9 protein-coding genes are annotated in these 12242 nt (G+C 70.9%); all 9 read right to left on the reverse strand.

All coding sequences use genetic code 11. The features are described 5' to 3' along the window. Positions 1–12 precede the first annotated feature (12 nt). Positions 13–4578 (reverse strand): DUF6603 domain-containing protein, encoded by a 4566-nt coding sequence (locus ACTOWY_RS21455; RefSeq protein WP_441311438.1) that lies wholly within the window; start codon positions 4576–4578, stop codon positions 13–15. Then, a complete protein-coding gene (locus ACTOWY_RS21460; protein WP_441311439.1) occupies positions 4578–6902 on the reverse strand; it encodes a S8 family serine peptidase in 2325 nt (774 codons plus the stop codon). Before ACTOWY_RS21460 ends, ACTOWY_RS21455 begins: the two co-directional genes overlap by 1 nt. A 102-nt stretch (positions 6903–7004) precedes the next feature. Then, positions 7005–7643, reverse strand: a complete 639-nt coding sequence (locus tag ACTOWY_RS21465) for a YigZ family protein (RefSeq protein ID WP_441311440.1) — start codon at positions 7641–7643, stop codon at positions 7005–7007. 32 nt (positions 7644–7675) lie between these two features. Then, on the reverse strand, positions 7676–8842 hold the full coding sequence (locus ACTOWY_RS21470) for an NAD(P)/FAD-dependent oxidoreductase (protein WP_441311441.1): 1167 nt from the start codon (positions 8840–8842) through the stop codon (positions 7676–7678). Further along, on the reverse strand, positions 8827–9171 hold the full coding sequence (locus ACTOWY_RS21475) for a Rieske (2Fe-2S) protein (protein ID WP_441311442.1): 345 nt from the start codon (positions 9169–9171) through the stop codon (positions 8827–8829). Before ACTOWY_RS21475 ends, ACTOWY_RS21470 begins: the two co-directional genes overlap by 16 nt. Further along, the gene (locus ACTOWY_RS21480) at positions 9168–10172 is read right to left on the reverse strand and encodes a toluene hydroxylase (protein WP_441311443.1); all 1005 of its coding nucleotides are present in this window, start codon (positions 10170–10172) and stop codon (positions 9168–9170) included. The genes ACTOWY_RS21475 and ACTOWY_RS21480 overlap by 4 nt, the downstream gene beginning before the upstream one ends. Beyond that, positions 10169–10471 (reverse strand): MmoB/DmpM family protein, encoded by a 303-nt coding sequence (locus ACTOWY_RS21485; protein WP_441311444.1) that lies wholly within the window; start codon positions 10469–10471, stop codon positions 10169–10171. Before ACTOWY_RS21485 ends, ACTOWY_RS21480 begins: the two co-directional genes overlap by 4 nt. Next, on the reverse strand, positions 10468–10728 hold the full coding sequence (locus tag ACTOWY_RS21490; protein ID WP_441311445.1) for a toluene-4-monooxygenase system B family protein: 261 nt from the start codon (positions 10726–10728) through the stop codon (positions 10468–10470). The genes ACTOWY_RS21485 and ACTOWY_RS21490 overlap by 4 nt, the downstream gene beginning before the upstream one ends. After that, positions 10728–12230: a toluene monooxygenase gene (locus tag ACTOWY_RS21495; RefSeq protein WP_441311446.1), complete on the reverse strand. Its 1503-nt coding sequence runs from the start codon at positions 12228–12230 to the stop codon at positions 10728–10730. The genes ACTOWY_RS21490 and ACTOWY_RS21495 overlap by 1 nt, the downstream gene beginning before the upstream one ends. Between the last annotated feature and the right edge of the window lie 12 nt (positions 12231–12242).

A 12242-nucleotide genomic window follows, 5' to 3' on the forward strand; every position in this document is an offset into this window, starting at 1 on the left:
TCATGCGCCCGGTCACGGGATGTAGGTCTCGGTGCCGGCGGTGATCGCGCCGCCGTGGGTGCGGCCGCCGATGATCAGGACCCGGCCGTCGCCCAGTTCCACCACGGCGGCGTCCCAGCGGCCGGTGCGCAGTGCGCCCGCGGCCACCCAGGTGTCGCTGTTCGGGTCGTAGGCGGTGACATTGCGGAAGCCGGTGCCGCGGGCGGCCAGGCTGGTGCCGCCGATGACCAGCAACCGACCGGTGCGCAGGGCCACCGACCGGTGCCCGGTGCGACCGCCGGGCAGCTCGGCCGCCGGGCTCCAGGCGTTGCCGGACAAGGCTTCCACGCCGGTGAGTCCGTCTGGCCGGTACGGCGGGTCCTGGTGTGCGGGCAGCTGCAGGCGGGGTGCGATCGGGTCGCCGCCGGTGACCAGCACCCGCTGGCCCAGTGCGGTGGCCTGGTGGCCGCTGCGGGGCAGGGCCAGAGCCGGTGCGGCGGACCAGGTTCCGGTGGTCAGATCGTAGCTCTCGCAGCTGGTGCGGGCGCTGTCCGGACCGCCGGTGGCAAAGGCGCCGCCGATCACCAGCACAGTGTTGTCCCGCAACAGGGCCTGGTGGCCGGTGCGGGTGTCCAGCATGGGTTTGGCCTGGGCCCACTTGCCGTCCGCGCCAAGTAGTTCCACTGTGGACAGTGTGCGGGTGTCGCGGCCGCCGGTGATCAAGGCGGAGCCGTCGGGCAGCGCGGTCGCGGTGTGCCCGGCGCGGGCGCCCCGCATCGCGGGCAGCGTGGTCCAGGAACCGGAGATCGGGTCGTACAGCTCGGCGGAGGTGAGTGCCTTTCCGGTGCTGTCCAGGCCGCCCGCGACCAGCACCCGGCCGGTGGCCAGGAGGGTGGTGGTGTGCTGGACGCGGGCGGTGCTCAAGGGTTTGGCGGGCAGCCAGGCATCCGCGACCGGGTCGAATAGCGCGGCCTCGGCCACCGGTACGCCGTCCGCGCCGGTGCCGCCGACCAGCAGCACCTTGCCGTTGCCGAGCCGGACCGCGCCCGCCCCGGCCACCGCCAGGGGTGCGGCGGGGGAGTCCGACCAGGTGCCGGATGCGGCGAGCGGACCGGCGAGTTCGGCCAGTGGGATGACGTGCAGGGTGTCCGCCAGCCGGGGGTCGGCCTTGGTCCACTCGGCCAGTGCGTCCCTGGCGGTGGTGAGGCTGCGGAATTCCGGTTCGCGCAGTGGTGCGCCCAGTGGCGGGAACGCCTGGGCGTTGTCGCGTTTTTTGGTGATGACGTAGCGCTGGTCCTGGATCCGCACGGTGTCGGTGGCGGCGAAGGGCTGCAACTGGGTGGCCCGCTGGGCCGAGAGCGGGGAGCGGGCGGTGCTGCTGCCCGCGATCAGGTGCTCGAACACCGCAGGGCTGATGCTCACCAGCCGCTTGCGCACTGGCGTGGCCAGTGCCTCGGCCGCCGACATCCTGGCCACCCCCGGGATACCGCGCTTCTTGTCGGTGATGATCTCCTCGTACCGCGCGCTGCGCCGCACCACCAGTGAGCTGAGCAGGTTCGCGTCTCCTGCGGCCAGTTCCAGGCCCGCGTTCTGCGTTTCGTAGGCTGGCCGGGACAGCTTCTCGGCGTCTGCCAGTTGCTGGAACTGGGCCATGGCGAACTTCTCGCCGGTGCTGGCCACCCGGCGCAGGCCGCTGTCCTGCTTGGGTTCGAAGGTGAACCGGTTGCCGTCGCTGGGCGCCTGCTGGCCGACCTTGTCGATGCGCACGTCCAGGGGCAGCGCCCGCTGCCGGATGAACAGGCTGCCCAACGGGTGCAGCACCAGGTTGTCGAGGGGGTTCGCCGGGTCCAGGGTGCGCAGGGTGACCAGGGCCCTGGTGCCGCCTGCGGGCAGCCGGGTTTCCCAGCCCTCGGTTTTGCCGAGTTCGGTGCCGAGCAGTTCCAGCACGGACACCGGCGGCAGTGTGGTGTCCCGTTTCTCGCCCCAGCTGATGTCGAAGTCGGCGGAGATCTCGAAGAACAGCAACGAGATCGAGCCCCGCCCGGCGGCCCGCCACGGCGCGGGGCCTTCCAGCTGGAAGCGCAGGTCGATGCCGAACAGGCCCACTCCGAACGCCTTGAGGCTGACCCCGGCGGAGATGGAGATGACGAAGGAGAACGGGGAGAACCGGAACAACGCGTCGAAGGCCAGATGCCCGTGCAGGCCGAAATCGCTGAACCCCAGGCGTAATTCGGCTTTGGCGCCGAACTGGGCGGAGTTGCTGGTGATGGCGAAGTACCCGGAGACCCGGATCAGCGCGGTGGGCTGGTTCAGGATGTCCACCGACAGCCGCGGCGGCACCGGGAACGGCAGCGGCGGCGGGGTGAAGGAGGGGTGGAAACCGCCCACGGTCAGCACGAACTCGGGGTGGTCGCCCCAGGCCACCAGCAGGCCCATCCCACCGTCGATGGTCATGGTCAGGATGCGCGAGTCGAACAGCTGGGCGTAGAACCAGAGCCGGGACTTGTCCGGCTCGAACGCGCCGACGAAGGCCACCTGGATCTGGATCAGCGGCAACGCCTTGTGCGGCAGGATGCACTTGAGCACACCCAGGATGGCGATGGTGCCCGGCGGGATCTCCACGATCACCCCGAGCGAGACGCTGACCAGGGTCGGTGTGCCCCAGCCGATCTTGGCCATCGGGCCGATCAGGAAATGGCCCTTCTCCGGCGGGAAGAACCGGCGCAGGTCGGAGATGATCCGCGGCGCGTTGGCCACCACATCCTGGGGGAACATCACCGACTCGATGGACCCGGTGCGCACGCCCTCGGTCAGCGCCTGCAGGTCCATGCCCCGGTTGAGCCCGATCAGCCCGCCCACCGCGAGCAGGGTGAAGCCGTAGCCCAGCTGGATCCCGCCGCCGCCGAACTCGGTGGCGATCACGATCAGCAGCGAGAATCCGCTGTCCCCGTCCGGGAACCGGGTGCTGATCAACCCGATCGCGTTCAGCTCGATGAACCCGGCGAACTCCAGGGACAGCGCGCCCGCGTACTCGCCGCGATCGGGGTCGGCGTAGAGGAACCCGCCGCCGGCGATCAGTCCGGCGTTCACCGAGAGCCCGATCCCGTTGGGCGCCTTGAACCGGAAGCCCACATCCACCGGCCCGAGGTTGCCGCCGCCGCCGGGGAACCGGACGTCCGCGATCACCCCGAGCCGTTCCACGGTCGCCTTGATCGGCCCCAGTTCGGCCTTGAACGAGCCGGACAGCTCCACCGGTGCCGCGTCGCCGGTGATGCCCACCCCGATGAACAGCGTGGTGATCTCGATCGGCCCCAGTCCGACGTTGATCGGCAGCGCCAGGTCGAGTGATCCGCTGCCCTCCAAACGCAATCCGGTCGAGGGCGACCACAGCGCCCGCAGCTCGAACCCGGACTCGATCTTCGCGCCGCGGGTGATGGTCTTGATGAACCCGTCCGCCTTGGACAGGTCGATGACCACCCGCCCGCCGTCCAGGCGCAGCTGCACGGTCGGTTCCGCGCCGGAGCCTGCCTGCACCTGGAGGCCGAGGGCGAGCGCGAACCGGGCGATCTCCAGCCGGGAGGCGCCGGTCTGGCCGAGCAGCACGATGGGTTCGTCGTTGGGCCGCTTGGCTTCCAGGGACACCTCGGCGTCGAGAACGCCACCGGCGCCGGGTTCGATGGAGATGGCCAGCGGCGGGGTGATCCGGCCCTGGACCCGGCCGGTCAGCCGGGAGCGGCTGGTGAACTTCAGTGTCCATAGTGGACCGAGTTGCACGGTGTGGGTGAAGTCGGCGGTGGTCTGGGCCTGGGTGTCCAGCCGCAGCGACGGGGGAGTGCTGCCGGGGTCCACGGTCAGGGTGCTGCCCTCGGCCTGGAAGCCGCGGCCGCCGCCGGGGAAGGTCAGGTGCTGGAAGCCGCGGTGCTGGGCGGCCAGGTAGTTGGCCAGCCGGATGAACAGTTCGGAGCCGTCGAAGTCCGGCTCGCCGAAGCCGAGCGCCTCGCGCAGCATGGTCGCCGGATCGGTGACCAGTTTGAGCAGCCGGTCGAAGTGCAGCACCCGGTAGCGCACCGGCACCACGGTCGGATCGGCCGGATCGGCGGGCACCGCCACCCGGTCCACGATGCCCAGCACGGCGAGGAGGTCGGCCAGGGTGTGGTTGGTGCGTTCCAGGTGGGTGACCGCGGCGTAGTCGATCAGCCGCTTTGGCAGTGCCCGGACCGCCCGGACCAGCCGTTCCTTCTGCGCCGGGGTGAGCCCGGCGGCCGCCGACACCACCGATTCCAGCGCCGGACCGAGCGCGTCCACCGCGCTCAGCGTGGATTTGATCGCCCCGATCAGGGTCACGCCCTCGGCCAGGATCGCGGGGGCGTCGCCGGAGTTGATCGCCCCGGCCAGCCGCTGCACGATCGGCGCCAGCCCACCGGCCTGCACCACCACCGTGCCGATGGCCCCGGCCGCGCTGCCCAGCCCGTCCGGCGCCCACACACCCAGCTCGCTCAGCAGGAACTGCTCCCTGGTCTCCGGCGCGAGCCGATCGGCCAACGGGCGCAACGCCTCGCCGAGTTCGCGGGCGAGCAGTTCCAGGGTTCCGGCGGACATCACGCCTCATTCCGGGGTAGCTGGTCGTAGTCCTCGGCTGGCACCCCTGGCACGGCGAGCACGAACTCCCGGTACTGCGCGATGTCGGCCCGCAGTTCCGGTCCGGCGAACGGGATCAGCTCGTCGAGCAACCGGGCCAGTCCGGCCGCGACCGGCTTGCCGCCCAGCCGCGCCGGAATCGGGATCCGGTGGCACTGTGCGCTGTGCAGGGCCAGCCGCACCAGCTGCGGACCGTGCAGCCGCAGCCAGGCCACCAGCAGCCGCCGGTGCAGGTGGATCAGGCCCTGGATCTCCGGCGCGTGGGTGCCGATCAGCTTGCCCAGCAACCGCCCGGCCTCGGTGTGCTCCACCCTGGCCCGCAACGCCGCCAGCAACTCGGTCACCGGTTCCTGGGCGGTGGCGTAGGCGGCGGTGGGCAGCACCAGCGGCTCGTCCGTGGTCAGCGCGGCGCCGGTGCTGTTCTTGGCCTTGTCCACCGCCTTCTCCGCGTTGACCTTCCCCGCGCCCCAGCCACTGTCCGGCGGCGGCGGATCCGGCACGCCGTCCGGCTTGTCGCAGGTCTCCCGGAGAAACTGTGCGATCTTGTCGTGGCCGAGGTTTCCGTTGGCCTCCAGCATCAGCGCGACCACCCCGGTCACATACGGGGCGGCCTGGCTGCTGCCGCTGTGCTCGACGTAGCGCTCCTTGCCCTTGCCCCTGGCGCCTGCCCTGGCGGAGAGGATGGCGATGCCCGGCGCGCTCACATCGGGTTTGGGGGTGGGGCGGACGTCGGTGGTGGGGCCGCGGCCGGAGAATTCACCGCGGGTGCCGGTCGGGCCGTGGTAGGCGCCGACGGTGATCACATTGCGGGCCGTGCCCGGGTTCTCCACCGTGGTGGTCGGTTCCTGCTTGTCGAACTCGAAGATGAAGTGCCGGTCCTGCCCGGTGTACATGCCCCAGACGTGGTACGGGGTGCCGGCGTTCTCCAGTTGCCGCAACACCAGTAGCCAGTTCCCGGGCAGCAGGGTGCCGTTGGCGCGCGGCCGGACCTTCAACCAGATGTGCCGCTTGCCGCTGGGCAGGTTGTTGATCGTGGAGGAGGCCTGGACGGCGTGCCCGGCCAGGGTCACCGCCACCGGTGGCGGGTCCGGGAACTTCCCGTCTGCCGGATCGGGTCCGGTGCCGGGGACGATCGGCGTGGCCAGGGTGGGCCCGAACCCGGGGAAGCGGCCAGGGGCGCCACCGGGCAGCGGGACGGCCAGGTCCAGGGAGATCCGGCCGGGACCGCTGTACCAGACGTGCAGCTCCAGCAGCTGGGTGTGGTTGTCCGGCACGATGATCGTGTGCTTGGCCTCGGTGTTGGCGGGCACCGTGCCCACGGTGTGCATGCCGCCGCGAGGCTGCGTGGTGCTCTTGCGGTAGAGGTCATCGTCCTCGACCTTGGCGGCCTCGTTGCCAGCCGCCACCACGATCACCCGGCCCTTGGTGCCCGCGACCAGCTTGTCCAGCTCCAGTTCCAGCTTGCTGGTGCCGTCGTGCGGACCGTCGCTGCCGCCGATGCTCAGGTTGGCCACGGCCGGTTTGGCCGCGGTGCCAGGGGCTCGCCACGGCTGGTCCAGGATGAACCGGATGGCGTCGACGATCTCGGTGTCATCACCGAGACTGGTGCGCACGGCGACCAGTTCGGCCTGCTTGGCGATGCCTACCACGGTGTCGGCGCTGGAGGAGTCGTCCAGCTCGACCGAACTGCCCGCGGCGATGCCCATCACGTGTGAGCCGTGCCCGGAGCCGCCGTCCCGGGAGTAGAACGGGTCCACCGCGCCGGTCAGCGCCGTGTTGATCTCCTGCTGGGTGTACTCCCGGCCGAACTTGATGGTCGGCTTCCAGTTCGAGCCGCCGGGCTGCACCCCGATCGAGTCCAGGCTGTAGGGATCGAAGGTGGCCGCGGCATAGGTGCCGATGAAGTCGATGACCAGGGCCTGGTCCGGGAACGGGCCGCCGCTGACCTGCACGTCGGCGGCCGGGATCCGGCCGGGCTGGACCAGCTGGGCCTGCAACGTCTCCTTGGTCAGCGGGAAGGTCAGCACATCGGTGTGGAACCCCTGCGCCGCGCCGGGCACCGTCCAGCTGATCCGCACGGTGGACCCTGGCGCGACCGGCCCGTCGTGGCCGAGGGTCTGCCGGGTGGTGATGACCTGATCAAGCAACCGCACGATCCGGGTCGGCCCGGTCGGACTGGTGCGGAACGCGGCGTGATGCACGTCGATCCCGCTGTCCACCACCCCCACCACCACACCCTTGCCGGTGTAGTCGGGCGCCGCGGCCTGCCGAGGCGGATTGCCCATCCGCGCCACCTCCCAGCTCGTGACCGAGAGTCGGGGCGCGCGCGGGTGAGGTCAACCGATCGGTGGACTGACTGCCTCAAAGGGTGCCCGGCCGGACAGCGGCTACCGCGCAGGCGGCAGGTCCAGTTCGACGGTGCCGCCGGTGGTCGCGGTGACGGTGCCCGCGGTCTGCTCGGCCAGCCACTGCCGGAACGCCTCCACCCCGGCCTCGGGCACGTGCACGGTGAGCCGCACGCTGCTGTCGTACCCGACCTCGGCGATCCGGTGTCCGGCGGCGCGCAACGTGTGTTCCAGCCGCCCTGCCTCGGCGTGCGCGGCGCTGATCTCCAGGGTGCGGAATCGTCCCCGGCGCAGCGTGCCTACCGCGTCCACCGCCTCGGACACTGCCCGCCCGTAGGCCCGGACCAGCCCGCCCGCGCCGAGTTTGGTGCCGCCGAAGTACCGGGTCACCACCGCCACCACATCGGTCAGCTCCCGCCGGGCGAGGACCTCCAGCATCGGCACCCCCGCCGTGCCCGCGGGTTCCCCGTCGTCGCTGGAGCGCTGCGCGCCGGAGCCGAGCCGGAACGCCGAGCAGTTGTGGCTGGCGTCCCAGTGTTGCTTGCGCACGCCTGCGACGAACTCCGCCGCGGCCTCCTCGGTCGCCACCCTGGCCAGGCTGCACCGGAACCGGGATCGCTGGATCTCGATCTCGTGCACGCCGTCGCGGGCGATGACGGTGGTGGCCGGGGTGTCGGTCATGGCAGCACGGTAGCGCGGGGTGCTCTGGTTGATCAGGTGACGGCGCGCTTCAGCGGGATGCCGGGGTTGGCGAGCCGGGCGGGGTCCAGCGGTAAATTCTGCTGCATGATCTTGCGCGCGTGCAGGATGTCCTGGGGTGCGTTGACCGCCAGGATGGCGCGCAGCCGGTCCTCGTGCAGCCAGCAGGCGCTCCACCGGGAGTCGGTGGGCGCACCGCGCCAGCGCAGTTCGTCGCCGGGGTCGTGGTGGCCGAGGAACTGCACCCGGTGGCCGAACTGCTCGGACCAGCCATACGGCACCGGATCGTAGACGCTGTCCTTGCCGTTGAGGTTCTGCCCAGCCACCACCGCGGAGTTCTGCGCGTCGTCGAAGTGCTCGCAGCGCAGCAGGCGGGCATAGCGCCGCGAGTGGTAGCTGGCCACGTCGCCCGCGGCGTAGACGCCGTCGAGGTTGGTGCGCAGGTGCGGGTCGACCAGCACGCCGCCGTCGACCCGGACCGCCGAGCCCGCCAGCCAGTCCACCGCGGGCCGGGCGCCCACACCGACCAGCACGGCGGTGGCCGGGAACACCTCGCCGGTGCTGGTGATCACCGCGTCCGGTTCGACCGCGGCCACCCGTTGCCCGAGCCGCAGGTCGATCCCGTTCTCGGTGTACCAGCGGGCGAAGACCGCGCCCACCTCGACACCGGCCAGCTCGTCCAGCGGCGCCGCGCCTGCGTCCAGCACGGTGACCCGGCAGCCCAGCGCGCGGGCGGCGGTGGCGGCCTCCGCGCCGATCCACCCGGCCCCGACGATCACCAGATCCCCGGCCTGCGCCATGAGCCCGCGCAACCGGCAGGCGTCCGCGTGCGTGCGCAGCAGGTACGGCATTCCGGCGCCGGGCAGCCGGATGGGTGTCGCGCCGGTGGCGATCACCAAGTGGCGGTAAGGAAAACGGCCGCGTTCGGTTTCCACCACGCCGTCGTGCAGCGCGGTCGCGGTCTGGTCCAGGCGCAGTGTGATGTCCAGGCCGGTCCAGTCCACCGGCAGGGTGGGTGCGGTCAGGTCGCCGTCCAGGAGGACCTGTTTGGACAGTGGGGTCCGGTCGTAGGGCGCCAGTTTTTCCCTGGACAGCACGGTGATCGGGCCCGGGTAGCCGAACTGGCGGGCCGCGACCGCGGAGTTGGCGGCCGCGACCCCGCCGCCTACGACGAGGAGCACGGCGGTAACTCCACCCACACCACGCCCTCGTCCACCCGCACCGGGTAGGGCTGCAACGCGCAGGTGGCCGGGTTGAGGCCGCGGCCACTGCGCGCGTCGAACTCCCACAGGTGGTTGCCGCAGGTGAGGGTGTCGCCGTCCAGATCGCCTTCGTGCAGTGGCCAGTTCTGGTGCGGGCACTGGTTGCGGTAGGCGCACACCTCGCCGTCCAGGTTGACCAGCAACACCTTGTGCCCGGCCAGTTCCACCCCGGTCATGTCGCCTTCCCACAGGTCCTCCGCCGGCAGCGCGCTGACCCACCGCCCGGCCACCTGTTCCGGCGCGCTCACCGCGGTACCGCCAGCACCCCGGCCCGTGCCCACAGCGCGGTGCGCGCGGCCGTGCAGCCCAGGGCGAGCACCTCGGCCGCGTCGGGGTCCTCGGGTTCGAGCACGGTGGCCAGCGCCCGCACCGCGGTGTCGGCCAGCGGCGCCCTGGCCCGCGCCCATTCCGCGATGGCCTCGGCGGCGACCGGGCTGCGGGCACTGGCGTAGCCGACCACGGCCGCGCTCCAGCGGTCTCGCCGGGCGGAGTCGGCGGCCAGGTTCTCCAGCAGCAACCAGGTGAGTTGGTCGCCCGCCTCCTTGGCGGCGGCGCCCAGGCCGTCGAGCAGCAGGGCGTCCAGGGTGGGCAGCAGCACCAGGTTGGCGGTGGTGAACGCCTCGCCCCAGTCGTAGGTGGCCAGCGCCTCCTCCATCGCACGGCGCGCGGGCTGCCAGGCCGGATCCGACTGCCACAGGTGACGTTCGGTGCTGGCGAACCCGTCCAGGGGCCAGGCGGTCTGCAATTCCCTGGTGCGGTAGGCGATGTGCGAGGTGCGCCGCAGCTGGTCGGCCATGGCGAAGGAGGCCGCGTTGGTCAGGTAGGAGGTGGGGGCCAGCAGCGCGAGGTAGGACTGGAGCAGCTGGGCGGCGTGGCAGTAGTAGCGGGTGGTGGTGAACAGCAGCCGCAACCGTTGCCGCCACTGGGCGGAGAGCGTGGCGTCGTGTCCGGCGTCGGCGAATTCCGAGAGCAGGCTGGCCACCGCGGTCTCCCGGTCGCGGGCCTCGGCGACGTAGCGGCGGTAGGTCAGCGCGTCCGGATCGCGGCAGGCGCTCCAGTCCGAGGTCTGCAACCGGGACTGGTCGCGGTAGGTGGTCAGCCACAGGTTGGCGGGGGAGGTGGGGCTCTGTTCGAGGGGGGCTGACCGGATCCGCCGGGTGGTGTAGTTGGTTTCGTGGCTGACGATCTCGTATTCGCTGGGCTTGCGCCGGTTCTGGGCCAGCGCGCTCCAGGTGCGCAGGGGACTCATGGGCTCGCCTCTCCGGAGCTGTCCGTGCGGAAGGACCACTGCACCGCGGTGCTGCTGATGGAGATGCGCCCGGCGAAGGAGGTGGTCATCGCCTCCAGCATGCGCAGCTCGAAGTGCTGGTCCACGTGCTCGCGCAGGGTCGCCAGCCGCAACCGCAGGAACCCCGGCCCTTCCACCCGCAGGTAGGAACCCTGGTCCCGCACCACGACCTCGATCTCCGGGTTGTCCTCGATGATGGCGGCCAGCACCCGGTCGGTGTCGGCCAGCCGCAGCAGCACCGGGCCGACCGGCGGGTTCACGACTGCTCCTGGTAGGCCACCAGCAGGTGGTCGAAGGCGGCGATGCCACAGTCGGCCACGGTGGCCTCGGCGGGTTGCGGTTTGCCTTGGTGGTACACGACTTTGGCCCGGTCCTGGGCGGGCAGCCGCAGTCCCTCGGAGTGCACGGCGATCTTGGCCGCGACCTCGGTCATCGTGTCCACTGTGGACAGTACGATCAGCAGTTGCAGGAAGTCGCCCTCGAAGATGGCGTTGACCGGGACCGCTTCGGCGGACATCAGGCCACCCCCGCCCCGGTCCGGCCGTACTCGGCGATCCAGGACTCACCGGTGGCGTCCGAACCCATGGACTGGGCGTCCAATCCCATGTAGGCCAGCACACCCGGCAGGTCCGGCGGCTGGATCTCGCCGAAGAGCAACCGGTCGGTGAGGGTGTTGAGGTTGAGCGTGTCCCGGTCGTCCCACCAGTACTGGCGGCAGGCCCTGGAGCAGAAGTGGTGGGTGCGGCCGTTGTGCCGCAACGACCAGTCCCGCACCAGCCGCCGCCCGTCGTAGCCCCGGGTCGGGCACAGGTTGGGCAGGTGGCAGTTGGAACACAGCCACGGCAGCGTGGTCAGCCCGCCGGCCGCGGTCACCCCGCGCTGGAGGTTGCCCGCCATCAGATCCCACTTGGCGCCGAAGAGGTTCTGCCAGTCGGGGTATTTCTCCCGCAGCCAGTCCCGTTCGTCATCGGAGACCCCGGCCGGGCTGTTCCACCACACGGTCGGGCGCAGCAGCCAGAAGCCCAGGTGCATGCCGTGGTGCCAGGTGTCCAGGCCCTGCATGAAGTCGTCCCAGTACCAGGGGGTGCCGATGCCGTAGTCGGCCAGCGAGCGTTTGTACTGCCCGACCACCCACTCCTCGATGAACTCCCGGTAGCAGTGGGTGCGGCTCTCCAGTGGCGAGTAGTAGTCCATCACCGGCCCGGTCAGCGCGGCGAAGGCCCTGGCGGCGAGCCAGAACATCTTGTGGATCAACCGTTCGGCCCGCACCGGGTCGTGTTCGAGGAGGATCTCCAGGGTTGGTCCGCCCTGCTGGGCGTGCCGGGCCTCATCGGTCTGGATGGAGCCGACCATGTTGGAGAAGCCGATGTCCCCGGCCCGCAGCGCGTCGGCGGACAGGGCGACGAACTGCAGGTTGGTGAAGCCGCTTTCCAGGGTGAAGGGCAACTGGACGGCCACTTCGACCGCGTCGGCGGAGGAGATCATCCGGTCCAGCAGGCAGCGCATGGCGATGGTGACCCAGTTGTCGGTGTGATAGGCCTTCTGCGCCCAGTCGTACTGCGGGTCCAGGTGGATGAAGGTGTGCGCCAGGGCCAGGGTGAGCTGGGTGTGCCGGATCTCGTCCAGCACGCCGAAGACGGCCATGTTCCGCCAGGACCCGGACAGGCCGAACCGGGCCATCCGCAGTTCGCCGAGCGCGGCCAGGTACTCCAGTGAGGACACGCCGCCGAAGTGCATCTTGGTCGCGGACTTCCAGCCCTCGGTCAGGTCGTCATAGACCGAGGAGCGGCGCATGGCCTCCATCACCGCGTAGGCCGCGGTCTCCTTCTCCGCCTGCGAGGTGGCGTAATCCCGGAACGTGGTGTGGTAATCCTCCCGCCATCTATCCCAGTCGGCTTCGGGCACCTCGCCGCCGCCGGAAAGCCATTCCGGGTAGATCATATCGCGGTCGACGTAGCTGATGTCCCATTCGACATCACGCAGGATCGGGTCCCATTCCTCGCGGTTGATGACGGCCATCACCGGCCTCCG

Origin of the sequence: Crossiella sp. CA198 (assembly GCF_052078295.1) — a bacterium.
In the GTDB taxonomy this organism is placed as follows: Bacteria; Actinomycetota; Actinomycetes; order Mycobacteriales; family Pseudonocardiaceae; genus Crossiella.